At 53.7% G+C, this 26822-nt stretch carries 24 protein-coding genes, 3 tRNA genes and 3 rRNA genes; 12 read left to right on the top strand and 18 right to left on the bottom strand.

Annotated elements, in window-relative coordinates; genetic code table 11:
- Positions 1 to 51: 51 nt before the first annotated feature.
- Positions 52 to 519, top strand: a complete 468-nt coding sequence (rnhA, locus tag V1603_RS07465) for a ribonuclease HI (RefSeq protein ID WP_028015610.1) — start codon at positions 52 to 54, stop codon at positions 517 to 519.
- Here the strand turns inward: rnhA and V1603_RS07460 are convergent, their stop codons facing one another.
- Positions 520 to 1236 carry a class I SAM-dependent methyltransferase gene (locus V1603_RS07460; protein WP_050863228.1) on the bottom strand — a complete coding sequence of 239 codons (717 nt, stop codon included), beginning with the start codon at positions 1234 to 1236 and terminating at the stop codon, positions 520 to 522.
- A 32-nt stretch (positions 1237 to 1268) separates the two neighbouring features.
- Here V1603_RS07460 and gloB point away from each other — a divergent pair, with 32 nt between their 5' ends.
- Together gloB and mltD are read left to right on the top strand one after the other, a co-directional pair.
- Positions 1269 to 2027 (top strand): hydroxyacylglutathione hydrolase, encoded by a 759-nt coding sequence (gene gloB, locus V1603_RS07455; RefSeq protein ID WP_166710175.1) that lies wholly within the window; start codon positions 1269 to 1271, stop codon positions 2025 to 2027.
- Positions 2028 to 2095: 68 nt separating this feature from the next.
- A complete protein-coding gene (mltD, locus tag V1603_RS07450; RefSeq protein WP_028015607.1) occupies positions 2096 to 3460 on the top strand; it encodes a murein transglycosylase D in 1365 nt (454 codons plus the stop codon).
- A 51-nt stretch (positions 3461 to 3511) separates the two neighbouring features.
- Here the strand turns inward: mltD and V1603_RS07445 are convergent, their stop codons facing one another.
- The 3 genes from V1603_RS07445 to V1603_RS07435 form a co-directional block, all read right to left on the bottom strand.
- Positions 3512 to 4285: a class I SAM-dependent methyltransferase gene (locus V1603_RS07445; protein ID WP_302221081.1), complete on the bottom strand. Its 774-nt coding sequence runs from the start codon at positions 4283 to 4285 to the stop codon at positions 3512 to 3514.
- 76 nt (positions 4286 to 4361) lie between these two features.
- Positions 4362 to 5162, bottom strand: a complete 801-nt coding sequence (locus tag V1603_RS07440) for an endonuclease/exonuclease/phosphatase family protein (protein ID WP_061099701.1) — start codon at positions 5160 to 5162, stop codon at positions 4362 to 4364.
- Positions 5163 to 5298: 136 nt separating this feature from the next.
- Entirely contained in the window at positions 5299 to 6474 is a 1176-nt protein-coding gene (locus V1603_RS07435; protein WP_116344030.1) for an MFS transporter, read from the bottom strand.
- Between the two features lie 104 nt (positions 6475 to 6578).
- On the opposite strand from V1603_RS07435, the gene yafC reads away from it, so the two are divergent.
- Positions 6579 to 7484: a DNA-binding transcriptional regulator YafC gene (gene yafC / locus V1603_RS07430; protein WP_028015603.1), complete on the top strand. Its 906-nt coding sequence runs from the start codon at positions 6579 to 6581 to the stop codon at positions 7482 to 7484.
- Between the two features lie 29 nt (positions 7485 to 7513).
- Here yafC and dkgB read toward each other — a convergent pair whose 3' ends face one another.
- The 8 genes from dkgB to gmhB all read right to left on the bottom strand — a co-directional run bounded on the left by dkgB (position 7514) and on the right by gmhB (position 14688).
- The gene (gene dkgB, locus V1603_RS07425) at positions 7514 to 8317 is read right to left on the bottom strand and encodes a 2,5-didehydrogluconate reductase DkgB (RefSeq protein WP_395313700.1); all 804 of its coding nucleotides are present in this window, start codon (positions 8315 to 8317) and stop codon (positions 7514 to 7516) included.
- A 166-nt stretch (positions 8318 to 8483) separates the two neighbouring features.
- Positions 8484 to 8560, bottom strand: a tRNA-Asp gene (locus V1603_RS07420).
- Between the two features lie 56 nt (positions 8561 to 8616).
- A 5S ribosomal RNA gene (gene rrf / locus V1603_RS07415) occupies positions 8617 to 8732 on the bottom strand.
- A 75-nt stretch (positions 8733 to 8807) separates the two neighbouring features.
- Positions 8808 to 11712, bottom strand: a 23S ribosomal RNA gene (locus tag V1603_RS07410).
- Positions 11713 to 11882: 170 nt separating this feature from the next.
- Positions 11883 to 11958 (bottom strand) — tRNA-Ala (locus V1603_RS07405).
- A 108-nt stretch (positions 11959 to 12066) separates the two neighbouring features.
- Positions 12067 to 12143, bottom strand: a tRNA-Ile gene (locus tag V1603_RS07400).
- A 69-nt stretch (positions 12144 to 12212) separates the two neighbouring features.
- Positions 12213 to 13752, bottom strand: a 16S ribosomal RNA gene (locus V1603_RS07395).
- Together the 16S, 23S and 5S rRNA genes with 3 tRNA genes alongside form the textbook arrangement of a ribosomal RNA operon.
- A gap of 369 nt (positions 13753 to 14121) precedes the next feature.
- Positions 14122 to 14688, bottom strand: coding sequence for a D-glycero-beta-D-manno-heptose 1,7-bisphosphate 7-phosphatase (gene gmhB / locus V1603_RS07390; protein ID WP_163330367.1), 567 nt, complete (start codon positions 14686 to 14688; stop codon positions 14122 to 14124).
- Between the two features lie 188 nt (positions 14689 to 14876).
- On the opposite strand from gmhB, the gene metN reads away from it, so the two are divergent.
- The 6 genes from metN to proS all read left to right on the top strand — a co-directional run bounded on the left by metN (position 14877) and on the right by proS (position 20456).
- Positions 14877 to 15908: a methionine ABC transporter ATP-binding protein MetN gene (gene metN / locus V1603_RS07385; protein ID WP_163330366.1), complete on the top strand. Its 1032-nt coding sequence runs from the start codon at positions 14877 to 14879 to the stop codon at positions 15906 to 15908.
- Entirely contained in the window at positions 15901 to 16554 is a 654-nt protein-coding gene (locus tag V1603_RS07380; RefSeq protein WP_014168730.1) for a methionine ABC transporter permease MetI, read from the top strand. The genes metN and V1603_RS07380 overlap by 8 nt, the downstream gene beginning before the upstream one ends.
- Positions 16555 to 16594: 40 nt before the next feature.
- Positions 16595 to 17410, top strand: coding sequence for a methionine ABC transporter substrate-binding lipoprotein MetQ (metQ, locus tag V1603_RS07375; protein ID WP_116344006.1), 816 nt, complete (start codon positions 16595 to 16597; stop codon positions 17408 to 17410).
- Positions 17411 to 17516: 106 nt separating this feature from the next.
- On the top strand, positions 17517 to 17921 hold the full coding sequence (gene rcsF, locus V1603_RS07370) for an Rcs stress response system protein RcsF (protein ID WP_008501883.1): 405 nt from the start codon (positions 17517 to 17519) through the stop codon (positions 17919 to 17921).
- Positions 17918 to 18625, top strand: a complete 708-nt coding sequence (tsaA, locus tag V1603_RS07365; RefSeq protein WP_116344005.1) for a tRNA (N6-threonylcarbamoyladenosine(37)-N6)-methyltransferase TrmO — start codon at positions 17918 to 17920, stop codon at positions 18623 to 18625. Before rcsF ends, tsaA begins: the two co-directional genes overlap by 4 nt.
- A 112-nt stretch (positions 18626 to 18737) precedes the next feature.
- Entirely contained in the window at positions 18738 to 20456 is a 1719-nt protein-coding gene (proS, locus tag V1603_RS07360; RefSeq protein WP_163330364.1) for a proline--tRNA ligase, read from the top strand.
- Between the two features lie 47 nt (positions 20457 to 20503).
- On the opposite strand, the gene nlpE is transcribed toward proS, so the two are convergent.
- The 3 genes from nlpE to V1603_RS07345 are packed head-to-tail and all read right to left on the bottom strand — an operon-like array spanning position 20504 to position 22201.
- Positions 20504 to 21202, bottom strand: coding sequence for an envelope stress response activation lipoprotein NlpE (nlpE, locus tag V1603_RS07355; RefSeq protein ID WP_116344004.1), 699 nt, complete (start codon positions 21200 to 21202; stop codon positions 20504 to 20506).
- 34 nt (positions 21203 to 21236) lie between these two features.
- The gene (arfB, locus tag V1603_RS07350; RefSeq protein WP_116344003.1) at positions 21237 to 21659 is read right to left on the bottom strand and encodes an alternative ribosome rescue aminoacyl-tRNA hydrolase ArfB; all 423 of its coding nucleotides are present in this window, start codon (positions 21657 to 21659) and stop codon (positions 21237 to 21239) included.
- Positions 21656 to 22201, bottom strand: coding sequence for a YaeQ family protein (locus tag V1603_RS07345; protein ID WP_116344002.1), 546 nt, complete (start codon positions 22199 to 22201; stop codon positions 21656 to 21658). Before V1603_RS07345 ends, arfB begins: the two co-directional genes overlap by 4 nt.
- A gap of 196 nt (positions 22202 to 22397) precedes the next feature.
- Between V1603_RS07345 and V1603_RS07340 the strand changes: the two genes are divergently transcribed.
- Both V1603_RS07340 and rof read left to right on the top strand, forming a co-directional pair.
- Positions 22398 to 22598, top strand: coding sequence for a YaeP family protein (locus V1603_RS07340; protein ID WP_008501889.1), 201 nt, complete (start codon positions 22398 to 22400; stop codon positions 22596 to 22598).
- Positions 22585 to 22845, top strand: a complete 261-nt coding sequence (gene rof / locus V1603_RS07335; protein WP_148420153.1) for a Rho-binding antiterminator — start codon at positions 22585 to 22587, stop codon at positions 22843 to 22845. Before V1603_RS07340 ends, rof begins: the two co-directional genes overlap by 14 nt.
- Before the next feature lie 28 nt (positions 22846 to 22873).
- Here the strand turns inward: rof and tilS are convergent, their stop codons facing one another.
- The 3 genes from tilS to V1603_RS07320 all read right to left on the bottom strand — a co-directional run bounded on the left by tilS (position 22874) and on the right by V1603_RS07320 (position 26809).
- A complete protein-coding gene (gene tilS / locus V1603_RS07330) occupies positions 22874 to 24163 on the bottom strand; it encodes a tRNA lysidine(34) synthetase TilS (RefSeq protein ID WP_163330360.1) in 1290 nt (429 codons plus the stop codon).
- Between the two features lie 58 nt (positions 24164 to 24221).
- Positions 24222 to 24611 carry a VOC family protein gene (locus V1603_RS07325; RefSeq protein WP_028015591.1) on the bottom strand — a complete coding sequence of 130 codons (390 nt, stop codon included), beginning with the start codon at positions 24609 to 24611 and terminating at the stop codon, positions 24222 to 24224.
- A 65-nt stretch (positions 24612 to 24676) separates the two neighbouring features.
- Positions 24677 to 26809 (bottom strand): lysine decarboxylase LdcC, encoded by a 2133-nt coding sequence (locus tag V1603_RS07320; protein WP_395313699.1) that lies wholly within the window; start codon positions 26807 to 26809, stop codon positions 24677 to 24679.
- Positions 26810 to 26822 lie beyond the last annotated feature (13 nt).

The raw sequence follows: 26822 nt of genomic DNA, 5'->3' as shown, positions 1-26822 counted from the left end.
GTCAGACTTATCGTTTAACTGAACGTTTCAAATACAGGAAGTCTACCAGAGATGCGTAAACAGGTAGAAATTTTCACCGATGGATCTTGTCTCGGCAACCCAGGGCCCGGCGGCTACGGCGCGATTATGCGCTATCGCCAGCATGAAAAAACTTTTAGCGAAGGCTATTTCCTGACCACCAACAACCGTATGGAGTTGATGGCGGCCATTGTGGCGCTGGAAGCCCTGAAAGAACACTGCGACGTGGTGCTCAGTACCGACAGCCAGTACGTTCGCCAGGGCATTACCCAGTGGATCCATAACTGGAAAAAACGCGGCTGGAAAACAGCAGATAAAAAACCGGTTAAAAATGTCGACCTCTGGAAGCGTCTGGATGCGGCATTAGGTCAGCACCAAATCAAATGGGAATGGGTAAAAGGACATGCAGGCCACCCGGAAAACGAACGCTGCGACGAACTGGCGCGCGCGGCGGCTTTGAACCCGGCCCATGAGGATGCAGGCTACCAGCCTGAATCCTGATCAGGGTTTTCTGTACTGTCGCGTTGCGCCAACGGTCTGCCGGATAGGCGTTTTCGACTTGCTCTGCTTCATTGGGTTAAGCGTAAGGGGGATGGTTCGCTTACGCGCGACGATAAACTGCATGCAGCCTAAGGCGGGCAAATGCGTGCTCAACAAGACTCCCCCCTGCCGCGCCCACGGCAGTACCTGAAAACCGCCGTAGCAGAGCACTTCAAAGTTCAGCAGCGAAAGCCAGTCGAGCTGGCGCATCATGGTGAACATCCGGCTGTTATAGGGTGGCGTTCGGCGCAGCACCGGCACCAGCTTGCGCAGCCCCATCAGGCTCAGCGGATTGAATCCGCTGAGGATCAGCCAGCCGTCGTCAATCAGCACGCGATCGGCTTCACGCAGCATACGGTGAGGATCGCTGCACCAGGGCAACGCGTGTGCAAGAAGGCACGCATCCACGGATTTCTCAGCAAACGGCAGATGCAACGGGTCTGCCTTCACCTGAACCGGCGATCCGCCGAGCGAGACATTAACCTGATGTGAGATAGCGCAGCTTTCGGTATTGATTTCCGCGCTGAGATTGCCAATCTTAAGCAGGTGAAAGCCATACATTTTCGCGAGCCAGGGCTTCAGCTGTTGCTCCAGTGCCTCGCGATAGTATTCACCCCAGGGCAATTCGGCCCAACGTTCCGGTGCTGCGACAGTCTGAGGTATCCTTGCCGGTTTCATCAAAACACCCGCCACGCTATAAGAGGTAATGTATGAATCTTATCAGTATTCCCGCTTTTGAGGACAATTACATCTGGGTTTTAGTCGACGACGCTCGCCGATGCGTCATTGTCGATCCCGGCGAATCCGCCCCTGTACTGCGCGCTATAAATGAGAACGACTGGCTGCCAGAAGCCATTCTGTTGACGCATCACCATAACGATCATACCGGCGGCGTGCAGGAACTCTGCGCCCATTTCCCGCATCTTGTGGTTTACGGACCGGCTGAGACACAAAATAAAGGAACGACGCAAGTAGTCGAAGAGGGCGAAAATATCCTCATCCGCGAGTGGGAGTTTTCCGTATTTGCTACACCGGGTCACACTTTGGGACATCTGTGTTTCTACAGCAAACCTTATCTTTTTTGTGGCGACACCTTGTTCTCTGGCGGCTGCGGAAGACTGTTTGAAGGCACGCCAGAACAAATGTACCAGTCTTTACAAAAAATTAGCGCATTACCCGACGATACTCTTATTTGTTGCGCCCATGAGTATACATTAGGGAATATGAAGTTTGCTGTGAGCCTCTTACCCGAGGATCGAGCGATTCAGGATTATTATCACAAAGTGAAGGAGTTACGTGCAAAAAACCAAAATACACTGCCCGTAATTCTGAAAAATGAGCGCCAGATTAATTTATTTTTACGAACAGATGATATTGATTTAATTAATAAAATTAACCAAGAAACAAATTTGCAACAACCAGAACAACGATTTGCATGGTTAAGGTCAAAGAAAGATAACTTCAGATAAATGCGGGTTGCCTTTTCAAAATTTCGCCGTTATCATCGCTCGTCTTTTAAGCAACTATTGACACACACATGAAGGCAAAAGCGATATTACTCGCCTCTGTCCTGCTTGTAGGTTGCCAGTCGCAGAACGGCAGCAACGTACAACAGCACGCACAGAGCCTTTCTGCAGCTGGTCAAGGGGAAGCAGGGAAGTTTACAAGTTCGGCGCGCTGGATGGACGATGGGACATCTTTCGCGCAGGAGCAAGACTTGTGGACCTCTATTGGCGACGAGCTAAAGATGGGAATTCCGGAAAACAGCCGGATTCGCGAACAGAAACAGAAGTATTTAAGAAATAAGAGCTATCTCCACGATGTAACGTTACGGGCAGAGCCGTATATGTACTGGATAGCCGGGCAAGTTAAAAAACGTAACATGCCTATGGAGCTGGTACTCCTACCCATAGTGGAGAGCGCTTTTGACCCACACGCGACGTCTGGCGCCAATGCCGCAGGTATTTGGCAGATCATTCCGAGCACCGGGCGAAACTATGGTCTGAAACAGACCCGCAACTATGATGCGCGTCGTGATGTTGTCGCTTCAACGACAGCCGCTCTCGACATGATGCAACGTCTGAACAAGATGTTTGACGGCGACTGGCTGTTAACGGTCGCAGCGTATAACAGTGGCGAAGGTCGTGTACTGAAGGCAATGAAAGCGAATAAAGCACGGGGTAAATCCACCGATTTTTGGTCGCTCTCACTGCCACAGGAAACGAAGATTTACGTACCGAAGATGCTGGCCTTGAGCGATATTCTCAAGAACAGCAAGCGTTACGGTGTACAACTGCCAACACCAGACGAAAGTCGTGCACTGGCGCGCGTTCGCCTCAGCAATCCGGTTGATATCCAACAGGTTGCTGATATGACGGGTATGTCGGTAAGTAAATTGAAAACCTTTAATGCAGGCGTTAAAGGCTCGACGCTGGGGGCAAGCGGCCCGCAGTATGTAATGGTTCCGCAGAAACATGCTGCGCAGTTACGTGAGTCTTTAGCATCGGGTGAGATTGCCGCCGTTCAGTCAACGCTGATCGCCGATGCCTCATCCGTTAGCAGCCGCAGCTATAAGGTGCGTTCAGGTGATACGCTTTCAGGCATTGCTTCACGTCTTGGCGTGACGGCGAAAGATCTGCAGCAGTGGAATAATCTGCGTAGTTCAGGGCTGAAAGTGGGTCAGACTTTGACCGTGGGTGCAGGTAGCAGCGCACAGCGTCTCGCCAGCAACAGCGATAGCATTACCTATCGCGTGCGCAAAGGCGATTCACTGTCCAGTATCGCAAAACGACACGGCGTGAACATCAAAGATGTGATGCGCTGGAATAATGATACTGACAATCTGAAACCGGGCGACCAGCTGACGCTGTTTGTGAAGAACAGCGCCACGCCAGACTCCTGATAGCACGTTCGAAAGATAAAAAGGCACCGATTCCCCTCGGTGCCTTTTTGCTTATCCCGCTTTTTGCGCTTCAGCCATGATGGTATCGCTGGTAAACGAGCCATCGTCCTGCAGTTCAAAGTATGCCTTTACCTCTGCGGACGCACTCTCCTGATACAGCCTGATCGCCTGGCTTAACGCTTCCGGGGTACGCATACGCGCGATCCACGAGCTGAACTCCAGCGGTAAACGGTCTGTTATTAACGAGCGCGCAATCAGCCCGGCTTCAGTGATAAACGATAACCACTCCCCGCTGGCGTAGTTTTGCACGTGGGAGGTATCGCGCAGCGCTTCGACCGTCTGCAGCCAGATATTGCGCACCGGATGTCCAGGGGACATCACATCCATAATAATGAAGATGCCACCCGGCTTAAGAACACGTTTGACTTCGCGTAATGCCAGGCCGACATCATGCCAGTGGTGCGCGGAGTAACGGCTGATAACCACCTCAAACGACGCATCATCAAAAGGTAAGGATTCGGCATAGCCCTGGCGCGTATCAATATTGTCCAGCCCCTTCGCTTTCGCCGCCTCGGCAACAACGTCCAGCATCTGGCTGGATAAATCATACGCGGTAACGCGGGCCACCTGCTGCGCAGCCGTGAAGCTGGCGTGCCCTGCCCCACAGCCCAAATCCAGCACGTGGGCCTGAGGGAACGCCGCCAGGCGTTCACCGAGACGCACCAGATCGCGTCCTGAGGCATGCACGGCGCTGCTCAGATAGGCACTTGCCTGAGAACCAAACTGTTTTTCTACGTTGTCATGATGGGAGTGTGTCGTTGTCATCGTACTGTCCTTTGTTGGTTAAAAATAAAAGGGCAGCACCCGCGCAGGCCTGCCCCACGGCAGACCTGACACACCGTTATTTATCAGGTTTGCCGGGACTGAATTCAACTAGTAGAGGGTTGTGATCCGAAGCGCGCGTCACCAGAACAGAGGCGTCGTGCACGTTCAAACCGCGATAGAAGACAAAATCGAGAGGACGACCGAACGCTTTTTTGCGCTGATCGTCGCTAAAACGAACTTCACGCAGCGACATTTCGCGCGCAAAGCGATACAGCGCATTCATGCGCGGACGGCTCCAGGCGTTAAAATCGCCTGCCATAATGATGGGGCCGCTGTGATGGGCAATTTGATCGCCAATCGGAAGTAACTGCTTACTGTAGACATCCACGCCCAGGCTAAAGTTTACCGCGTGGATATTCACGACCATCAGCATACGGGTATCCGGCAGCGGGTAGACCGTCACCAGGGCTGATTTTGCCAGACGCAGGATAGGTTCGCGCTCGCGGAGCGGGCAACAGTAGACCGGATGTGCAGCAGAAAGCGTCATTACGCCAGAGGGATGCTGCGGCAGGACAAATGCCGGCACCTGATCGGCGGCAAGGTAGTTAGTGGTGGCAAACCGTACCAGTTCAGGGGTAGTTTGCGCCTCCTGGAGCAAAACCAGATGGGCATCTTTTCCAAAATTTTTGAGTACCGATAACCACTCAGCACGCTGCTGCTTGAAGATATTCCAGACCAGCACCCGGATTTTATCATCGCTGCTTAACGGTGTGCCGGCGGGTAATGCCTGGCTTATGCTCGCAAACGACCCCGGAGGCAAGATCCTCTCCGCGGGCATTCCGGCAACATAACGCATGGCATAGGTATTTTTTCGCACTTTTGGAAACAACCCCTGTAACATGAACCAGCCCTGAAAACGGACTGGTTCTAATGTTATAGGGACTTTAGGTCACACTTTCAACGCAATTTCTGAGAAACCGCTTTCCAGTTTTGTAAGCAAGCACTTACTGATGTTATCCCAGCGCGACGCGGGCTGGCTTATCGAGGCGTCCACTCAGGCCAATCAGCAGGAAGGCCACCAGGACAATCACCGCGCCAATCCATGGGGTCTGGGTTAATCCGAAGTGTTCGACGGTTTGTCCGCCGATAATGGAGCCCAGCGCGATACCGATATTGAAAGCGGCAATATTCAGACCCGATGCAACATCCACCGCATTTGGCGTATAGAGTTCGGCTTTCTGGACAACGTAAACCTGAAGCCCGGGCACATTACCGAAGGCGAAGATCCCCATGACCAGTACGGTGATCAGCGCGGCGTATTGCATTGAAGCCGTGAACTGGAAAATCATCAGCAGAACGACCAGGGCGGCGAAGATAAACTTCAGCGCCGGTACCGCACCATGCTTATCCGCAAGCTTGCCGCCCCAGATATTGCCAATGGCCACAGAAATGCCGTATCCCAGCAAAATCCAGCTCACGGCATTGGGGGAGAAGCCCGCCAGGTCCTGCATCATTGGTGCCAGGAAGGTGAAGGCGGTGAATACGCCACCATAGCCCAGAGCCGTGACCGCGTAGATGATCAGCAAACGCGGATGGGTAAGCACCTTCAACTGATCGCTCAGGCTTGCGCTTGCCCGGCCCGGGATATTCGACGGTACCAGCAGCAGGCTAGCCACGAGGGCAATAACACCCAGTAAGGAGACGGCCAGGAACGTTTCACGCCAACCGAAATGCTGTCCGATAAACGTTCCCAACGGTACGCCCGTGACCAGTGCGACGGTCAACCCACCGAACATGATTGCGATAGCCGAGGCCGCTTTCTCTTTGGGAACCAGGCTGGTTGCAATGGTGGAACCAATCGAGAAGAACACACCGTGTGCCAGGCCGGTCAGCAGACGGGCAATCACCAGCGTAGTGTAGTCCGGCGCCTGCCAGGCCAGAATGTTGCCGGCGGTAAACAGCACCATCAGCGCAACTAACAGCTGCTTACGCGGAAAACGTCCGGTCAGGGCCGTCAGCACCGGCGCGCCGACGGCAACACCAAGGGCGTAGATAGACACCAGTAACCCGGCTGAGGGTAGCGAGATCGCAAGCTGGTTAGCGATGGTGGGAACCAGTCCCACGATAACAAATTCGGTCGTGCCAATTGCAAAGGCACTGATCGTCAGGGCAAGTAGCGCCAGTGGCATAAAATACTCCGTATCATCAGGATTAAGATGACAGGCAGTATGCGTCAGTGTTTAAATAACAAAAATGGTCAAAATATCAATAGAATTTTGCGGATGGTGCAACAATGAAAGCAACGTCGGAAGAGCTGACAATCTTTGTCGCCGTCGTCGAAAGCGGCAGCTTTAGCCGCGCAGCCGAGCAGTTGGGACAGGCTAACTCGGCCATTAGCCGTTCAGTGAAAAAGCTGGAGATGAAGCTTGGCGTGAGTCTGCTCAACCGAACGACGCGGCAGCTGAGCCTGACGGAAGAAGGAGAACGTTATTTCCGCCGCGTGCAGTCGGTGCTGCAGGAGATGGCCGCAGCGGAGACGGAGATTATGGAAACCCGCAGCACGCCGCGTGGATTGCTGCGCATTGATGCGGCCACGCCGGTTGTGCTTCATTTCCTGATGCCGCTAATCAAACCTTTCCGTGAACGCTATCCGGAGATGACGCTTTCTCTGGTCTCGTCCGAGACGTTTATTAACCTCATCGAGCGAAAAGTGGATGTAGCTATTCGCGCAGGAACGCTAACGGATTCCAGCCTGCGGGCCCGTCCGCTATTTGCCAGCTACCGCAAAATTATCGCGTCGCCACAGTATATTGCTGAACATGGTAAACCGGAGACGGTTGAAGAACTGAAGCAGCACCTGTGCCTGGGCTTTACGGAACCGGTGTCGCTGAACACCTGGCCTGTTGCCTGTCACGATGGTCAGCTTCATGAAATTACCTGCGGATTATCGTCTAACAGCGGAGAAACGCTGAAGCAGCTTTGCCTGGAAGGAAATGGGATCGCCTGCCTGTCAGACTATATGATTGATAAGGAGATAGCGCGGGGTGAACTGGTAGAGCTGATGGCCGATAAACGTCTGCCGGTAGAGATGCCTTTTAGCGCAGTGTATTACAGCGACAGAGCGGTGAGTACGCGCATTCGTGCCTTTATTGATTTTCTGAGCGAGCATATAAAAACAGCTCCCGGAGGAGCTGTGTGAGGGTTCAGATTACAGAGGGTGGGTCAAACTTAATCCCAGTCAGGAGCTAAACCTTCCGGGCTTACCAGGCGATCGTTGCACTCCAGGGCTGCGATCGCTTTTTTGTCATCGTCATCCAGATGAAGATCGAGCGCTAGCAGGTTGCTGGCCAGGTTTTCACGCTTAGTTGATGATGGGATCACGGCATAGCCTTCACCCATTGCCCATGCCAGAATAACCTGCGCAGCAGTGGCGTTATGTTTCTCTGCGATACGCGTAATCACTTCATCTTTCAGTGCCTTACCGTAGGCCAGCGTCATGTATGAGGTGATGTGGATCCCATGCTGTTTTGCCCAGTCAACGACTTTGCGGTTTTGCAGGTATGGAGACAGCTCAATCTGGTTGGTCGCAATATTCTCAGCGCCAACAGCGGCAATCGCCTTTTCCATCAGCGGAATGGTGAAGTTCGAGATCCCAATTTCGCGGGTTAAGCCCTGCTTTTTCGCTTCCAGCAGCGCCTGCATGAACTCCTCCACTGAAACGGCATCGTTCGGCGATGGCCAGTGAATTAACGTCAGATCGACATAATCGGTGCGCAGTTTCTTCAGGCTCTCTATCAGGCTTGGGATGAGCTTGTCTTTGCTGAGATTTTCTATCCAGATTTTGGTGGTGATGAACAGCTCATTGCGCGGTACACCGCTCTCTTCGAGAGCTTGTCCAACAGCAGCTTCGTTTTCATAGATCTGTGCCGTATCAATTGCGCGATAGCCAAGTTCAAGAGCGGTTTTAACTGATGCGATAACAACGTCGTCTTTCAGGCGGAAGGTGCCCAGACCAAATGCAGGGAGAGTCATACTATTCCTATTCCTCAATCATTATGTTCGTAAAGTGAGGAAGATTATCGCTGGCGCTGTTATGGAGAAAAAGATCGCAAAATGCAGAGGATTTTTGCTAATTTAGCAATAATTAAACGATAGATAAGAAAAAAGCCCTGAGCGTTAGCTCAGGGCTTTTAATAAGTGGCGGAACGGACGGGACTCGAACCCGCGACCCCCTGCGTGACAGGCAGGTATTCTAACCGACTGAACTACCGCTCCACCGAAGACTGCTTGTAACCACCGGATTAATGCACCGGCTTACTACTAAATTTGATGCCTGGCAGTTCCCTACTCTCACATGGGGAGACCCCACACTACCATCGGCGCTACGGCGTTTCACTTCTGAGTTCGGCATGGGGTCAGGTGGGACCACCGCGCTAAAGCCGCCAGGCAAATTCTGTTTAATCTGTATCAAGGCTGAATATTGATTGTTCTGTCTCTTCCGCCAAAACACCTTCGGCGTTGTAAGGTTAAGCCTCACGGTTCATTAGTATCGGTTAGCTCAACGCATCGCTGCGCTTACACACCCGACCTATCAACGTCGTCGTCTTCAACGTTCCTTCAGGAGACTTAAAGTCTCAGGGAGAACTCATCTCGGGGCAAGTTTCGTGCTTAGATGCTTTCAGCACTTATCTCTTCCGCATTTAGCTACCGGGCAGTGCCATTGGCATGACAACCCGAACACCAGTGATGCGTCCACTCCGGTCCTCTCGTACTAGGAGCAGCCCCCCTCAATTCTCCAGCGCCCACGGCAGATAGGGACCGAACTGTCTCACGACGTTCTAAACCCAGCTCGCGTACCACTTTAAATGGCGAACAGCCATACCCTTGGGACCTACTTCAGCCCCAGGATGTGATGAGCCGACATCGAGGTGCCAAACACCGCCGTCGATATGAACTCTTGGGCGGTATCAGCCTGTTATCCCCGGAGTACCTTTTATCCGTTGAGCGATGGCCCTTCCATTCAGAACCACCGGATCACTATGACCTGCTTTCGCACCTGCTCGAGCCGTCACTCTCGCAGTCAAGCTAGCTTATGCCATTGCACTAACCTCCTGATGTCCGACCAGGATTAGCTAACCTTCGTGCTCCTCCGTTACTCTTTGGGAGGAGACCGCCCCAGTCAAACTACCCACCAGACACTGTCCGCAACCCGGATTACGGGTCCACGTTAGAACACCAGCCATTAAAGGGTGGTATTTCAAGGACGGCTCCACGCAGACTGGCGTCCACGCTTCAAAGCCTCCCACCTATCCTACACATCAAGGACCAGTGTTCAGTGTCAAGCTATAGTAAAGGTTCACGGGGTCTTTCCGTCTTGCCGCGGGTACACTGCATCTTCACAGCGAGTTCAATTTCACTGAGTCTCGGGTGGAGACAGCCTGGCCATCATTACGCCATTCGTGCAGGTCGGAACTTACCCGACAAGGAATTTCGCTACCTTAGGACCGTTATAGTTACGGCCGCCGTTTACCGGGGCTTCGATCAAGAGCTTCGCGTTGCCGCTAACCCCATCAATTAACCTTCCGGCACCGGGCAGGCGTCACACCGTATACGTCCACTTTCGTGTTTGCACAGTGCTGTGTTTTTAATAAACAGTTGCAGCCAGCTGGTATCTTCGACTGATTTCAGCTCCGCCCGCAGGGGCTTCACCTACATATCAGCGTGCCTTCTCCCGAAGTTACGGCACCATTTTGCCTAGTTCCTTCACCCGAGTTCTCTCAAGCGCCTTGGTATTCTCTACCTGACCACCTGTGTCGGTTTGGGGTACGATTTCGTGTTACCTGATGCTTAGAGGCTTTTCCTGGAAGCAGGGCATTTATCACTTCAGCACCGTAGTGCCTCGTCATCACGCCTCAGTGTTAAAGTGAACCGGATTTGCCTGGAACACACACCTACACGCTTAAACCGGGACAACCGTCGCCCGGCTGACATAGCCTTCTCCGTCCCCCCTTCGCAGTAACACCAAGTACAGGAATATTAACCTGTTTCCCATCGACTACGCCTTTCGGCCTCGCCTTAGGGGTCGACTCACCCTGCCCCGATTAACGTTGGACAGGAACCCTTGGTCTTCCGGCGAGCGGGCTTTTCACCCGCTTTATCGTTACTTATGTCAGCATTCGCACTTCTGATACCTCCAGCAGCCCTCACAGGCCACCTTCAACGGCTTACAGAACGCTCCCCTACCCAACAACGCATAAGCGTCGCTGCCGCAGCTTCGGTGCATGGTTTAGCCCCGTTACATCTTCCGCGCAGGCCGACTCGACCAGTGAGCTATTACGCTTTCTTTAAATGATGGCTGCTTCTAAGCCAACATCCTGGCTGTCTGTGCCTTCCCACATCGTTTCCCACTTAACCATGACTTTGGGACCTTAGCTGGCGGTCTGGGTTGTTTCCCTCTTCACGACGGACGTTAGCACCCGCCGTGTGTCTCCCGTGATAACATTCTTCGGTATTCGTAGTTTGCATCGGGTTGGTAAGCCGGGATGGCCCCCTAGCCGAAACAGTGCTCTACCCCCGAAGATGAGTTCACGAGGCGCTACCTAAATAGCTTTCGGGGAGAACCAGCTATCTCCCGGTTTGATTGGCCTTTCACCCCCAGCCACAGGTCATCCGCTAATTTTTCAACATTAGTCGGTTCGGTCCTCCAGTTAGTGTTACCCAACCTTCAACCTGCCCATGGCTAGATCACCGGGTTTCGGGTCTATACCCTGCAACTTAACGCCCAGTTAAGACTCGGTTTCCCTTCGGCTCCCCTATACGGTTAACCTTGCTACAGAATATAAGTCGCTGACCCATTATACAAAAGGTACGCAGTCACACCACGAAGGTGCTCCCACTGCTTGTACGTACACGGTTTCAGGTTCTTTTTCACTCCCCTCGCCGGGGTTCTTTTCGCCTTTCCCTCACGGTACTGGTTCACTATCGGTCAGTCAGGAGTATTTAGCCTTGGAGGATGGTCCCCCCATATTCAGACAGGATACCACGTGTCCCGCCCTACTCTTCGAGTTCACAACCTGTGCATTTTCGTGTACGGGACTGTCACCCTGTACCGTGCGACTTTCCAGACGCTTCCACTAACACACAAGCTGATTCAGACTCCGGGCTGCTCCCCGTTCGCTCGCCGCTACTGGGGGAATCTCGGTTGATTTCTTTTCCTCGGGGTACTTAGATGTTTCAGTTCCCCCGGTTCGCCTCGTTAACCTATGTATTCAGTTAACGATAGTGCAACGGATTGCACTGGGTTTCCCCATTCGGACATCGCCGGGTCAAAGGTTCATATCACCTCGCCGGCGCTTTTCGCAGATTAGCACGTCCTTCATCGCCTCTGACTGCCAGGGCATCCACCGTGTACGCTTAGTCGCTTAACCTCACAACCCGAAGATGTTTCACTTCTGATTGCGAAAATTTGAGAGACTCGAACACACATTAACTGTGTGTCGTTTCAATTTTCAGCTTGATCCAGATTTTTAAAGAGCAAAACTTCGCAGTGCACCTTTTCAGGTTCACTCTGAAGTTTTCTTGTGTTCGCAGTAAAGGATGGTGGAGCTATGCGGGATCGAACCGCAGACCTCCTGCGTGCAAAGCAGGCGCTCTCCCAGCTGAGCTATAGCCCCATCGTATTACAAACCTCTGTACCGGTAATTTTTCCTGAGACAAGGCGTGGAAACGCGAAGCATACATCAGTATGTGAGCGTTGCCGCAACGCAGTATCAGGGAAAATTTGGTAGGCCTGAGTGGACTTGAACCACCGACCTCACCCTTATCAGGGGTGCGCTCTAACCACCTGAGCTACAAGCCTGCAGAGATTTTTACTGCTGTTTTTCATCAGACAATCTGTGTGAGCACTGCAAAGGCAGGTTCTTTAAGGTAAGGAGGTGATCCAACCGCAGGTTCCCCTACGGTTACCTTGTTACGACTTCACCCCAGTCATGAATCACAAAGTGGTAAGCGCCCTCCCGAAGGTTAAGCTACCTACTTCTTTTGCAACCCACTCCCATGGTGTGACGGGCGGTGTGTACAAGGCCCGGGAACGTATTCACCGTGGCATTCTGATCCACGATTACTAGCGATTCCGACTTCATGGAGTCGAGTTGCAGACTCCAATCCGGACTACGACGCACTTTATGAGGTCCGCTTGCTCTCGCGAGGTCGCTTCTCTTTGTATGCGCCATTGTAGCACGTGTGTAGCCCTACTCGTAAGGGCCATGATGACTTGACGTCATCCCCACCTTCCTCCAGTTTATCACTGGCAGTCTCCTTTGAGTTCCCGGCCGGACCGCTGGCAACAAAGGATAAGGGTTGCGCTCGTTGCGGGACTTAACCCAACATTTCACAACACGAGCTGACGACAGCCATGCAGCACCTGTCTCAGAGTTCCCGAAGGCACCAATCCATCTCTGGAAAGTTCTCTGGATGTCAAGAGTAGGTAAGGTTCTTCGCGTTGCATCGAATTAAACCACATGCTCCACCGCTTGTGCGGGCCCCCGTCAATTCATTTGAGTTTTAACCTTGCGGCCGTACTCCCCAGGCGGTCGACTTAACGCGTTAGCTCCGGAAGCCACGCCTCAAGGGCACAACCTCCAAGTCGACATCGTTTACGGCGTGGACTACCAGGGTATCTAATCCTGTTTGCTCCCCACGCTTTCGCACCTGAGCGTCAGTCTTTGTCCAGGGGGCCGCCTTCGCCACCGGTATTCCTCCAGATCTCTACGCATTTCACCGCTACACCTGGAATTCTACCCCCCTCTACAAGACTCTAGCCTGCCAGTTTCGAATGCAGTTCCCAGGTTGAGCCCGGGGATTTCACATCCGACTTGACAGACCGCCTGCGTGCGCTTTACGCCCAGTAATTCCGATTAACGCTTGCACCCTCCGTATTACCGCGGCTGCTGGCACGGAGTTAGCCGGTGCTTCTTCTGCGGGTAACGTCAATCGACAAGGTTATTAACCTTATCGCCTTCCTCCCCGCTGAAAGTACTTTACAACCCGAAGGCCTTCTTCATACACGCGGCATGGCTGCATCAGGCTTGCGCCCATTGTGCAATATTCCCCACTGCTGCCTCCCGTAGGAGTCTGGACCGTGTCTCAGTTCCAGTGTGGCTGGTCATCCTCTCAGACCAGCTAGGGATCGTCGCCTAGGTGAGCCGTTACCCCACCTACTAGCTAATCCCATCTGGGCACATCTGATGGCAAGAGGCCCGAAGGTCCCCCTCTTTGGTCTTGCGACGTTATGCGGTATTAGCTACCGTTTCCAGTAGTTATCCCCCTCCATCAGGCAGTTTCCCAGACATTACTCACCCGTCCGCCACTCGTCACCCGAGAGCAAGCTCTCTGTGCTACCGTTCGACTTGCATGTGTTAGGCCTGCCGCCAGCGTTCAATCTGAGCCATGATCAAACTCTTCAATTTAAGTTTGATGCTCGTGAATTAAACTTCGTAATGAATTACGTATGTTCACTCAGAGACTTGGTATTCATTTTTCGTCTTGCGACGTTAAGAATCCATGTCACTTTGAGTGCCCACACAGATTGTCTGATAAATTGTTAAAGAGCAGTGCAACGCGGCTTTCGCTCACCGTTGCGAGGTGGCGTATATTACGCTTTCCTCTTTCAGAGTCAACCCGTTATTTCAGGATTTTTTCTCTTCAACCGAACCGCTTGTTGTGTGAAGTGATTCACATCCGCCGTGTCGATGGAGGCGCATTATAGGGAGCTGCCGAGGAATGACAAGGGGAAATATACATTTTTATTTCGACCGCTCACCTTTTCGCCAGAAAGGCTATTTTTGATGCTTTTTTATCTCATTCGGCAGCTCAGCCAGGCTATTAATCACCCAATCCGCTGCATTTTCCGCTTCTGGCGTCACTGGCTTACCGGTGCGAACTAATATTTTGGTCCCTACACCCGCTGCTGTTGCTGCCTGCATATCTTCCAGTTTATCGCCCACCATATAAGAAGCAGACATATCAATGTGCAGAAACTCCTGCGCAGAGATGAACATCCCCGGATGCGGTTTACGGCAGTCACAGGTCTGGCGATACTCTTCTACCGTACCCTGCGGGTGATGCGGACAATAGTAGATGCCGTCGAGATCCACGCCGCGATCGGCCAGCGACCAGTCCATCCATTCGGTCAGCGTCTCGAACTGTGCTTCAGTGAATTTACCGCGCGCAATACCAGACTGATTGGTGACCACCACCAGCGCATAGCCCATCTCTTTCAGCTGGCGCATTGCCTCTATAACGCCGTCGATAAATTCGAACTCATCGATCTCATGCACATAACCGTGATCCACATTAATAGTGCCATCACGATCGAGAAAAATTGCGGGTACTGATTTTGCCACCGGTTTGCTCCTGAAAAAGGCCTGTTGAGCTAGTATCTCATGAATCGCAGCGCAATAAAGTGCTCATCGTACAGAGTTGGATTGATTTAGACGTCTGGATGCCTTAACATCCGTTTTGTTTACGGTCATCACCCGTATCTGGCAGAAGAAAATACCACGGCTAACTTACATACGATAAAAATAATCTAATGATTAAACTTTCCAATATCACCAAAGTGTTCCAGCAGGGGAACCGAACCATTCAGGCGCTGAACAACGTCAGCCTGCATGTTCCTGCTGGTCAAATTTATGGCGTCATTGGCGCATCGGGTGCAGGTAAAAGCACGCTGATCCGTTGTGTTAACCTGCTTGAGCGCCCAACCCAGGGCAGCGTAGAAGTTGGCGGTCAGGAACTTACCGCCCTTTCAGAAAAAGAACTCACCAAAGCGCGTCGTCAGATCGGCATGATCTTCCAGCACTTTAACCTTCTGGCGTCCCGCACCGTGTTCGGCAACGTCGCCTTGCCGCTGGAGCTGGATAACACGCCGAAAGAAGAAGTGAAGCGTCGCGTTACCGAACTGCTCGACCTCGTGGGTCTGGGCGATAAGCATGATAGCTACCCGGCAAATCTGTCCGGTGGGCAGAAGCAGCGTGTCGCCATTGCCCGCGCGCTGGCCAGCAACCCAAAAGTACTACTGTGCGACGAAGCCACCAGCGCGCTGGATCCGGCCACCACCCGTTCTATTCTGGAACTGCTGAAAGACATTAACCGTCGCCTGGGCCTGACGATCCTTCTTATTACGCACGAGATGGACGTGGTGAAACGCATCTGCGACTGCGTGGCGGTCATCAGCAACGGCGAGCTGATCGAGCAGGATACGGTAAGCGAAGTGTTCTCCCATCCGAAGACGCCGCTTGCGCAGCAGTTCATTCAGTCCACGCTGCATCTGGATATTCCGGAAGATTATCTGGAGCGTTTGAAAACCGAATCCACAGCAGACAGCGTCCCGATGCTGCGCATGGAGTTTACCGGTCAGTCCGTTGACGCTCCCCTTCTTTCCGAAACTGCGCGTCGCTTTAACGTGAACAACAACATTATTAGCGCGCAGATGGATTACGCCGGTGGCGTGAAGTTCGGCATCATGCTGACGGAAATGCACGGCACCCATGAAGAAACCCAGGCAGCAATCGCCTGGCTGCAAGAACACCACGTAAAAGTAGAGGTACTGGGTTATGTCTGAGCCGATGATGTGGCTGCTGGTTCGCGGCGTTTGGGAAACGCTGGCAATGACCTTCGTATCGGGTTTCTTTGGTTTTGTAATTGGCCTGCCGGTGGGCGTACTGCTGTACGTGACGCGTCCGGGTCAAATCATTGAGAATGCGAAACTTTACCGTACGCTCTCTGCGCTGGTGAACATCTTCCGTTCTATCCCGTTCATTATTCTGCTGGTGTGGATGATTCCATTTACCCGCGTGATCGTCGGAACCTCTATCGGTCTGCAGGCGGCTATCGTTCCGCTGACCGTAGGCGCAGCGCCGTTTATCGCCCGTATGGTGGAAAACGCCCTGCTGGAGATCCCAACCGGTTTAATCGAAGCTTCCCGCGCGATGGGTGCCACACCGATGCAGATCGTCCGCAAGGTTCTGCTGCCTGAAGCACTGCCGGGCCTGGTGAACGCGGCAACCATCACGCTCATCACGCTGGTCGGTTATTCCGCAATGGGCGGTGCAGTTGGTGCTGGCGGTTTAGGACAGATTGGTTACCAGTACGGCTATATTGGATATAACGCTACCGTGATGAATACCGTTCTGGTATTGCTGGTTGTTCTGGTTTACTTAATCCAGTTCTCCGGCGATCGCATCGTCCGGACCGTTACTCACAAATAACGTTACACACAACACAAACTCGACGAGTTAAGGATAAAACATGGCGTTTAAATTAAAGACCCTTGCAGCAGTAGGCGCGCTGATTGGCTCTCTGGCACTGGTGGGTTGCGGTCAGGACGAAAAAGATCCAAACCACATTAAGGTGGGCGTTATCGTGGGTGCCGAACAGCAGGTTGCTGAAGTTGCTCAGAAAGTGGCGAAAGAGAAATATGGTCTGGACGTTGAGCTGGTGACCTTCAATGATTACGTTCTGCCGAACGAAGCGCTGAGCAAGGGCGATATCGACGCCAACGCCTTCCAGCATAAGCCATACCTGGATCAGCAGATCAAAGATCGCGGTTATAAACTGGTGGGTGTGGGTAACACCTTCGTTTACCCGATTGCCGGTTACTCTAAGAAAATTAAATCGCTGGACGAACTGCAGCCGGGCTCTCAGGTTGCCGTACCTAACGATCCAACCAACCTCGGTCGTTCCCTGCTGCTGCTGCAGAAAGTGGGCCTGATCAAACTGAAAGACGGTGTTGGCCTGCTGCCAACCGTTCTGGACGTCACCGAGAACCCGAAAAATCTGAAAATTGTTGAACTGGAAGCACCGCAGCTGCCGCGTTCTTTGGACGATGCACAGATTGCCCTGGCCGTTATCAACACCACTTACGCCAGCCAGATTGGCCTGACGCCAGCAAAAGACGGTATCTTCGTTGAAGATAAAGACTCCCCGTACGTTAACCTGATCGTGACTCGCGAAGATAACAAAGACGCGGAAAACGTGAAGAAGTTCGTTCAGGCCTATCAGTCTGATGAAGTTTACCAGGAAGCCAACAAAGTGTTTAACGGCGGCGCTGTTAAAGGCTGGTAATCTCACCTCAGTGTAATATCATCAGGACGGGCTTATGCCCGTCTTGTCATTTGTGCAGTCACCTGATTCAATATCTGACGTTTTGATTATCCATTGAGGAATTATTATGCGTGCTTTACCGATCTGTCTTTTAGCACTCATGCTGAGCGGCTGTTCTATGCTAAGCAGATCTCCTGTTGAACCTGTTCAAAGCACGGCAACCCCGCCAAAAACTGAGCCTGCGAAACCGAAAGTGGTTCGCCCTGCGCCGGTTCGCATTATCACCAAAGCTGACGAACTGGTCGGCAAACCGTTCCGTGAACTGGGTGAAGTGAGCGGTGAATCCTGTCAGGCAACCAATCAGGACTCTCCACCGAATATCCCGACAGCGCGCAAACGTATGCAGATTAACGCCGCAAAAATGAAAGCTAACGCGGTGCTGCTGCACAGCTGCGAAGTCACCAGCGGCACGCCGGGCTGCTACCGTCAGGCGGTTTGCATCGGTTCTGCGCTGAACATCACGGCGAAATGAGTGCATTTCATTTTGAGCAGATAGGCGTTATCCACTCTCCGTATAAAGAGAAGTTTGCCGTACCCCGCCAGCCTGGTCTGGTCACCAGCGGCAGCGGCGAGCTTCATCTTCAGGCGCCTTATAACCAGGCCGATGCAGTACGCGGGCTTGAGGCGTTCAGCCACTTATGGGTGGTATTTGTCTTTCACCAGACAATGGAAGGCGGCTGGCGTCCCACCGTGCGTCCCCCGCGCCTGGGCGGAAATGCGAGAATGGGCGTGTTTGCGACTCGCTCGACCTTCCGTCCAAATCCGATCGGGATGTCGCTGGTTGAACTGAAGGGCATACGTTGCCAGAAGGAACAGGTCATACTTGAGCTGGGCAGTCTGGACCTGGTCGACGGCACGCCGGTTATCGACATCAAACCCTATTTGCCCTTCGCCGAAGCCCTCCCGGACGCGCGTGCAAGCTATGCTCAGGACGCACCGCAGGCGGATATGCCTGTTTATTTTACGCCTGAGATAACCGCGCAGCTTGGTCAACTGGAGAAACGCTATCCTCGCTTACGGGATTTCATCACTGAAGTTCTGGCACAGGACCCCCGTCCGGCCTACCGTAAAGAAGAGGAAGCGGGAAAAACGTACGCCGTCTGGCTGCTGGATTTTAACGTGCGCTGGCGCGTCACCGGGGCAGGTTTCGAAGTGTTTGCCCTTGAACCCAGGTAATTTTGTTCTCCTCTCTTTTGGCATCTTTGCCACACTGGTAAACTAAACCACTTTTTTTGTGTCAGGCTGGTGTTTCAGCCTGTTCCAATCGTCGAAATGGAACCGTAACAACATGCGTACTAGCCAATATCTGCTCTCCACTCTGAAGGAGACGCCTGCCGACGCCGAAGTGATCAGCCATCAGCTGATGCTGCGCGCCGGGATGATCCGCAAGCTGGCCTCCGGGTTATACACCTGGCTGCCGACCGGCGTGCGCGTCCTGAAAAAAGTCGAAAACATCGTGCGTGAAGAGATGAACAACGCCGGTGCTATCGAGGTGTCCATGCCCGTGGTTCAGCCCGCTGACCTGTGGCAGGAGAGCGGCCGTTGGGAGCAATATGGCCCAGAACTGCTGCGCTTCGTCGATCGCGGCGAGCGTCCGTTCGTTCTCGGCCCAACGCATGAAGAAGTGATCACAGACCTGATTCGTAATGAGCTGAGCTCTTACAAACAGCTGCCGCTGAACTTCTTCCAGATCCAGACCAAGTTCCGTGACGAAGTGCGCCCACGTTTCGGCGTGATGCGCTCTCGTGAATTCCTGATGAAAGATGCCTACTCTTTCCATACGTCACAGGAATCGCTGCAAGAGACCTACGACAAAATGTACGAGGCTTACAGCAAAATTTTCTCTCGCATGGGTCTGGATTTCCGTGCTGTGCAGGCTGATACCGGCTCCATCGGCGGCAGCGCGTCCCATGAGTTTCAGGTACTGGCACAGAGCGGTGAAGACGATGTGATCTTCTCTGACTCTTCAGACTACGCGGCGAACATCGAATTTGCAGAAGCGCTGGCACCAAAAGAACCACGCGGCGCGGCCACGCAAGAGATGACGCTGGTTGATACACCAAACGCGAAAACCATCGCCGAGCTGGTTGAGCAGTTCAGTCTGCCGATCGAAAAAACAGTGAAAACGCTGCTGGTGAAATCCACCGAAGGCAGCGCTTACCCGCTGGTTGCCCTGCTGGTGCGTGGCGATCATGAACTGAACGAAGTAAAAGCCGAGAAGCTGCCGCAGGTAGCCAGCCCGCTGACGTTCGCAACGGAAGCGGAAATCCGTGCCGTAGTGAATGCGGGTCCAGGTTCACTGGGTCCAGTCAACCTGCCTGTGCCGGTTGTTATTGACCGCACGGTTGCTGCAATGAGCGACTTCTCTGCAGGTGCGAACATCGACGGTAAACATTACTTCGGCATCAACTGGGATCGCGACGTGGCGACGCCAGAAGTGGCTGACATCCGTAACGTGGTTGCAGGCGATCCAAGCCCGGATGGTCAGGGTACCCTGATGATTAAGCGCGGCATCGAAGTTGGCCACATCTTCCAGCTGGGTGATAAATACTCTCGCGCGCTGAACGCCGCCGTTCAGGGTGAAGATGGCCGTAACCAGATCCTGACCATGGGCTGCTACGGTATCGGGGTGACGCGCGTGGTGGCTGCGGCCATCGAGCAGAACTACGACGAGCGCGGCATCGTCTGGCCGGACAACATTGCGCCGTTCCAGGTGGCTATTCTGCCAATGAACATGCACAAATCTTACCGCGTGCAGGAGCTGGCCGAGAAGCTGTACGCCGAGCTGCGCGCTCAGGGTATTGAAGTGCTGATGGATGACCGTAAAGAGCGTCCGGGCGTGATGTTTGCCGATATGGAACTGATCGGTATCCCGCACACCGTCGTCATTGGCGACCGTAACCTCGACAGCGATGAGATTGAATACAAATACCGTCGCAGCGGCGAAAAACAGATGATCAAGACCGGCGATATTCTTGATTACCTGGTGAAAGCCATCAAAGGCTAAACAAAAAACCCCGCTCAGGCGGGGTTTTTTAATGGCTCAACGTAAGCTTATTTGCTGCTACAGTCTTTGCCCGCAATAAATTTCACGTCTTTATCTGCCACCAGCGTTTTCACCATCTCCCCGCTATCCGGGTTTGGCTCCAGCGTAAAGTGGCCGTCAACCGTCAACAATATCGGCTTGCTGTCATTGCCGCGCGCCACGGCGTAATCACGTTCAAGTTGTGCATTGTTTGCCACGCTGACTTTCTTACCGGTAGCGCAGTCGGTAAAGATCGCCGCATCCGCCATATAGAAATACATCCCCCGCATCGCCATCGGCGTGGCAGGCAGCGCCGCTTTCACCGGTGTCAGCGTGTAGTTGAACTGGGATTCAATCGGATTGCCTTCCCGGTCGAGCATTTCCATGTTCTCGCCTTTAGGGCGGAACCAGGTTTTGTCACCGGAGGTATCCGTCAGCACCAGCTTCTCAGCCGTACGCGCCCATGTCCCGTAAGTCGCAAATGAAGAGGGTTCTTTCGCGCCCTGATAGCGCTGGTTCATCACCCAGGTACCGTCTTTTTGCAGGAACAGTGACGTTTCAATGCCTTCGCAATCCGCGCAAGGCAATACGCCCCGCCAGCTCTGCTGCATTGGCTTTAACTCTTCATTCTGCGCTGGCTGCAAAACCTGCGTTTCAGAACGGTTGTTACACCCGAAAAGCGCAAACAGCGTACTCACTGCCAGCGCTGAAAATAATGCTTTTTTCACAATGAATTCCTTATGAAAATTGTGTTCCCTTTCGTCACTCCATCGGGCGACGAACTTTACCGCGTAGTGCTTTCACTGTGGATTTTTGAGCTTTCGAGGACAACCGACGCTCTTTCGATGCGCGGGTTGGCCGCGTTGCCCGGCGGCTTTTTTGTACTGCCGTTAACTCTTTGATGACCGCCACCAGCCTGGCTACCGCCGCTTCCCGGTTTAATTCCTGGCTGCGGTACTCCTGGGCTTTGATCACGATCACACCTTCGCTGGTGATCAGGTGATGGCTGGCAGCAAGCAGACTTTCCTTATAATACTCTGGCAGGCTTGATGCCCGAATGTCAAAACGCAAATGGATAGCCGTTGAAGCCTTATTGACGTGCTGTCCACCCGCTCCCTGAGCACGGATGGCGGTGATCTCCAGCTCGTTATCAGGGATGCTGACGTTTCGGGACAAAACGATCATGGCGCAGACTGCCAGGCCGTCAGATGAATTTCCAGATTATTCTGAGAATCAGAAAGCCAGATGGCGCCGTCCTGAATCGTTGCCTGCAACGCCATCGTCCGGCCGGCGAACTCGCTCAGCTGCGCCAGCTGTTCATCATCCAGATACCAGACGGCGAGATTTTTAAACTGCGCGCATTTATTCTTATTTTGTTGCCACCAGATTTCCGCCGCGCGCTGGTTATAGGCGAACAAGGCCACTTCCGCGGACTGAGTACACGCCTTTTTAATCCTGCGCTCGTCCGGCAGACCGAGTTCAATCCATAAATCGATCCCAAGATGATCGTTGCGCAGCCAGGCTTCAGGCTCGTCTTCCGCGCTTAAGCCGCGGGTAAACTGCAGCCGCTCATTGGCGTATTTAATCCACGCCAGCAGGCGCAGCATCATGCGCTCCTGAGTTTCGGAGGGGTGGCGTGCCAGAGTAAGCGACGCGTCCAGAAACTGGTTGCGATCAAGATCGGCCACGTTGACCACTGCTTTATAAATTGTCGCTTTCAGCGCCATGAGAGAACTCCATTCGAATCAGCCGCACATTGTAGCGAAAACAGAGGCAAAAGGCTGTTACGGAGTAATAAATACACCACTATCAAGGCGCTGATATTGCTTAAATGAGTATGGTATAGTCACCTTGCTAAACCGAGTTTATCTTCGTAGGCTTAATGATATCTCACAGTAAGTCAGTGCGCTGGCGGGAGGGGATGTGAATAATTATTGTGAGTTAATTCGCAAACGGTATGCGGAAATCGCCAGCGGAGATCTGGGGTATGTCCCGGACGCGTTGGGCTGTGTATTGAAAGTGCTTAATGAAGTGGCCTCTGATGAGAGCCTTTCAGAGTCGGTCAGGGAAAAAGCAGCGTATGCTGCGGCGAATTTACTGGTGAGCGATTATGTCGATGAATGATACTTATCAACCCATCAATTGTGATGACTATGACAACCTCGAACTCGCCTGCCAGCATCATTTAATACTGACGCTGGAGCTAAAAGATGGCGAAGTGTTGAAGGCGAAGGCCAGCGATCTGGTTTCACGCAAGAATGTGGAATACCTGGTCGTGGAAGACGCCGGTGCGACGCGTGAGCTGCGTCTGGACAAAATAGCCAGCTTCAGCCACCCGCAAATCGGCACCGTCGTGGTGAGCGAATCCTGATGACACTAACGGGCAGCCGGGCTGCCCGTTACGCTTTCCGCCACTCGAAGCATGCCCCTTCTTCTGTCCACCCCGCTTCCGTGATGAACACCCCTGCAGCAGCAATCAGCGTTTCACCGTAGAACAGCAGCGGCGTGGTGTCGCGCAGCCACGGCGGCACGTTGCATTCCTGCCATATCTTTTTCAGTTTCCGTCCCCCGTTGCGTCCGACGATATGCAGCAAGCCGCCAGCCTTAAAGCGCACGCTGACCGGTTCACCGGGGTTTGGCAGACGCACATGACCCGTCGGCATCAGAGAGACACTCCCCGCATCCTGGGGCAATATTAACGGAGCCTCCGGTGACGGCCAGTGGAGCACCACATTGGTCAGCGGGGGGAAGGATTTTACCCACCAGAGTTTTCCTTTATAGCGTCTGACCTCGAAGCCATTCAGGTGTACGCAGGGGGACGCATCTTCCCGCGCCTGTGCGACTTCGTCCCAGATACGGCTCAGCATTGCCCGCGACGGCATCACAGCATGATGAGAGGCGAGCCAGCGGCGTAACAGCGCGGCCCGGCGCACCGGGCTTACCGCCTCCAGCGGCGCGATCGCCAGCGCACCGTCTTCAGAGATCAGATCAGCCAGCTCTTCGCTGAGTAACTCATCCAGCAGGCTTTCCTGTTCGGCGCACAGCATGGCGCTTCTTGCTGTCGCGTCGGCAAAATGCGGCCAGCGCTCGCTTAAAAGCGGGAGGACGCGCAGACGCAGGAAGTTACGATCGTAGCTGTCGTCCTGGTTGCTCTCATCTTCGATCCAGCTCAGCCGATGTTCCCGCGCCCAGGATTCCAGCGATGCGCGGGTCTCGCCAAGCAGCGGACGCAATAATTGCGTTCCGGCAAACTCAGAACGCGCCGGCATGGCGGAAAGCCCCGCGGGTCCGCTGCCCCGCTTAAGCGCCAGCAAAAAAGTTTCGCACTGATCGTCCAGATGCTGCGCCGTGACCAGCGCTTCTCCAGTACGTAATGCCCCGGCAAACGCGGCGTAGCGAACTTTACGCGCCTGCGCCTCAATACCCAGTCCTTCATCCGCAAGCGTGACGCGCTCAACGACGAGCGGGATAGCCCACGCCTCACACAAGGCTTCACAGTGCGCCACCCACTCCTCCGCGTGAGGGCTTAACCCGTGATGGATGTGTATAGCCCGAAGCTGAACGTCAGGGTCCCGGTCGCGCCAGAGCCTAAGGCGATGCAGCAACACGGTGGAATCCAGGCCACCGCTAAACCCCACCAGCAGCTGGCGGTACGGTGAAACGGCTTGTGCGATAGCGGGTAAGGTCATAGGAAATTACACATAAAAAATGCCCGAACTGAGCGGGCATTATCACACAGGACAAACATTACTGCTGGTAAAGCTCCAGCGGCAGGCCATCCGGGTCGTTAAAAAAGGTAAAGCGCTTGTCGGTAAACGGATCGACACGAATCGCCTCGCACGTCACGCCGTGCGCTTCCAGATGTTTTACTGCGCTATCAAGGTCATCAACGCTGAAGGCCAGATGACGCAGGCCGCAGGCTTCCGGGCGGGACGGACGCGAAGGCGGAAAAGGAAAAGAGAACAGCTCAATCACATACTGCCCGTTTAACGCGAGATCGCCCTTCCAGGAGTCGCGCTCCTCGCGGTAGGCTTCGCTCATGAGCGTAAAGCCAAGAATGTCGCAGTAGAAGGCCTTACTTTTCGCATAATCGGTGGCAATGATCGCAATATGGTGAACCGCTTTTAAACCCAGCATAGCTTCTCCTTTTTATGATGCCTGAACGTTACAACCGAAAACCCACACCTGGCAAGCGGTCACATTTATTTTAGGACTCTCACCCAGTACACGCCGTTTTCATCGCGTTTCGCGCCGTGGATATCCGTTTCAAAGCCCGGATAGTGGCGTCCTACCGAACAGAGCATCAGCAGGAAATCGAGCACCGCCCGGCTCTCCTCGGTGATCATCTCACCCGGCATCAGCAGCGGCACGCCTGGCGGATACGGCAGGATCATGTTGGCCGATATCCGCCCGACCAGGTTTTCCAGCTCAATGGTTTCGACTTCACCTTTCACCTGCCGTTGCCAGGCCTTGTGAGGCGTCAGTTTCATATCAGGCAGGACATCAAACGCCTGGAGCATCAGGCGCGGCAGATCGTGCTGGCGGATCAGCCTGTGGATCCCCTGGGCCAGATCCTGAATGCGCATCGTGCGGTAGAAGTCAGGATCTTCCGCGTAGAGATCCGGCAGCATGTTCTTCACCCGCAGGTTGAGATCGTAGGCGCGCTTAAACTCCATCAGCCCGCGCAGCAGCCCCATTGCCCGGGTTTTATCGATCCCGATACTGAACAGGAACAGCAAGTTGTAGGGGCCGGTCTTCTCCACCACCACGCCGCGCTCGTCAAGGAACTTCGCCACCAGCGCGGCGGGGATCCCTTCATCGCCCATCACGCCCTGCTCGTCCATCCCCGGCGTCAGGATCGTTACCTTAACCGGATCGAGAAACATGTGGTCCGCATCGGCATCCCGGAAGCCGTGCCAGCTCTCTCCCGGCGCGACGGGCCAGCACTCCGCCTCGTCGATCGCTTCCGGCTGCCAGATATCGAAGAACCAGCCGTCGGCCTCATCCTTCAGCCGCTGGACCTCTTTACGGAAATGCAGCGCCCGTTCCACCGAGCGGTTAATCAGGCGTTTACCCGGATTACCGCGCAGCATCGCCGCGGCCGTTTCAATAGAGGCTACCAGCGGATAGCTCGGTGAGGTGGTGGTGTGCATCATAAAGGCTTCGTTAAACGTATCCTCGTCGTACTCGCCTTTGATGTGAATAAGAGACGCCTGCGAAAATGCGGCCAGCATTTTGTGCGTCGACTGCGTTTCGAAAAACACTTTGCCCGGCACGCGCTCGCCGCTCATCCCACTTTTACCCGAATAAATCGGGTGGAAATTGGTGTACGGCACCCACGCGGAATCGAAGTGGATCGACGGTACGTCCAGCGTCTGCTTGATCCAGTTCGTATTGTAGAGCAGACCATCATAGGTGGAGTTGGTAATCACCGCATGGACAGGCCAGCTTGCGCCAGGAGTTGCCGCAACCTTACTTTCGATGGCTTGATGCGTGAACTCCCGGCGCGGAATGCCGCCGAGGATACCGAGCGCGTTACGCGTGGGTGACAGCCAGATCGGGACGACGTCGCTCATCATCAGCAGGTGCGCCAGCGATTTATGGCAGTTACGGTCAATCAGCAACGTGCTTCCGGTTGGCGCGGCATACATTCCGACGATTTTGTTCGAGGTCGAGGTGCCGTTGGTCACCATATAGCTCTGCTCGGCGCCAAAGGTGCGGGCGATATACTCTTCAGCTTCAAGATGCGGGCCGGTGTGATCCAGAAGAGAGCCTAACTCGGTCACTGAAATCGACACGTCTGCTTTCAGGGTGTTGCCGCCGAAGAAATCGTAGAACAGGCACCCCACCGGGCTTTTTTGATAGGCCGTTCCGGCCATGTGTCCCGGCGTACAGAAGGTGTATTTCCCCTCTTTCACATAGGTGAACAGCGCGCGCGTAAACGGCGGTGTGATGTTATCAAGATATTCGCCAGTGTATTGCTGAATGCGGGTCGCAATATCTTCCGCCACGCCGAGCGAGTATTCAAAGAACCACAGCGCCATGCGCATATCGTGAGCGCTGACGTCCATGGTGGAGTGAGTGTTGATAAAGGCGTAGAGCGGAAGATATTCATTCAGCCTGTTGATCTCGCTACACAGCTCCATGTCGTATTCGTCCCAGTCGAATATCACGCCACAGATGCGCGGATTATGTTCGATGAATTTCAACAGATCGGCGCTGTTTTGCGGCCAGATTAGCTGATATCCGCGTGCTTTAAGGGCTTGCTCCAGCTCCTTGATGGGCTCGTCTTTATAAAAGACGCCGTGTGGCCCCATGATGGCAATGATGTTCATGGTTTACCTCCTT

The sequence above is a fragment of the Enterobacter sp. ECC-219 genome (assembly GCF_043966805.1).
GTDB classification, from domain to species: domain Bacteria; phylum Pseudomonadota; class Gammaproteobacteria; order Enterobacterales; family Enterobacteriaceae; genus Enterobacter; species Enterobacter cloacae_N.
This window is presented reverse-complemented; position numbering and strand designations above follow the sequence as displayed.

Excerpts from the sequence above, each read along its gene's own strand:
- V1603_RS07320 (WP_395313699.1), bottom strand. The coding sequence starts at position 26,809 with ATGAACATCATTGCCATCATGGGGCCACACGGCGTCTTTTATAAAGAC.
- arfB (WP_116344003.1), bottom strand. The coding sequence starts at position 21,659 with ATGATCGTTTTGTCCCGAAACGTCAGCATCCCTGATAACGAGCTGGAG.
- V1603_RS07435 (WP_116344030.1), bottom strand. The coding sequence starts at position 6,474 with ATGCCACTGGCGCTACTTGCCCTGACGATCAGTGCCTTTGCAATTGGC.
- V1603_RS07325 (WP_028015591.1), bottom strand. The coding sequence starts at position 24,611 with ATGCTGGGTTTAAAAGCGGTTCACCATATTGCGATCATTGCCACCGAT.
- rcsF (WP_008501883.1), top strand. The coding sequence starts at position 17,517 with ATGCGTGCTTTACCGATCTGTCTTTTAGCACTCATGCTGAGCGGCTGT.
- tsaA (WP_116344005.1), top strand. The coding sequence starts at position 17,918 with ATGAGTGCATTTCATTTTGAGCAGATAGGCGTTATCCACTCTCCGTAT.
- mltD (WP_028015607.1), top strand. The coding sequence starts at position 2,096 with ATGAAGGCAAAAGCGATATTACTCGCCTCTGTCCTGCTTGTAGGTTGC.
- yafC (WP_028015603.1), top strand. The coding sequence starts at position 6,579 with ATGAAAGCAACGTCGGAAGAGCTGACAATCTTTGTCGCCGTCGTCGAA.
- V1603_RS07445 (WP_302221081.1), bottom strand. The coding sequence starts at position 4,285 with ATGACAACGACACACTCCCATCATGACAACGTAGAAAAACAGTTTGGT.
- V1603_RS07345 (WP_116344002.1), bottom strand. The coding sequence starts at position 22,201 with ATGGCGCTGAAAGCGACAATTTATAAAGCAGTGGTCAACGTGGCCGAT.
- proS (WP_163330364.1), top strand. The coding sequence starts at position 18,738 with ATGCGTACTAGCCAATATCTGCTCTCCACTCTGAAGGAGACGCCTGCC.
- gloB (WP_166710175.1), top strand. The coding sequence starts at position 1,269 with ATGAATCTTATCAGTATTCCCGCTTTTGAGGACAATTACATCTGGGTT.
- rnhA (WP_028015610.1), top strand. The coding sequence starts at position 52 with ATGCGTAAACAGGTAGAAATTTTCACCGATGGATCTTGTCTCGGCAAC.
- dkgB (WP_395313700.1), bottom strand. The coding sequence starts at position 8,317 with ATGACTCTCCCTGCATTTGGTCTGGGCACCTTCCGCCTGAAAGACGAC.
- metQ (WP_116344006.1), top strand. The coding sequence starts at position 16,595 with ATGGCGTTTAAATTAAAGACCCTTGCAGCAGTAGGCGCGCTGATTGGC.
- metN (WP_163330366.1), top strand. The coding sequence starts at position 14,877 with ATGATTAAACTTTCCAATATCACCAAAGTGTTCCAGCAGGGGAACCGA.
- V1603_RS07460 (WP_050863228.1), bottom strand. The coding sequence starts at position 1,236 with ATGAAACCGGCAAGGATACCTCAGACTGTCGCAGCACCGGAACGTTGG.
- tilS (WP_163330360.1), bottom strand. The coding sequence starts at position 24,163 with ATGACCTTACCCGCTATCGCACAAGCCGTTTCACCGTACCGCCAGCTG.
- rof (WP_148420153.1), top strand. The coding sequence starts at position 22,585 with ATGTCGATGAATGATACTTATCAACCCATCAATTGTGATGACTATGAC.
- V1603_RS07380 (WP_014168730.1), top strand. The coding sequence starts at position 15,901 with ATGTCTGAGCCGATGATGTGGCTGCTGGTTCGCGGCGTTTGGGAAACG.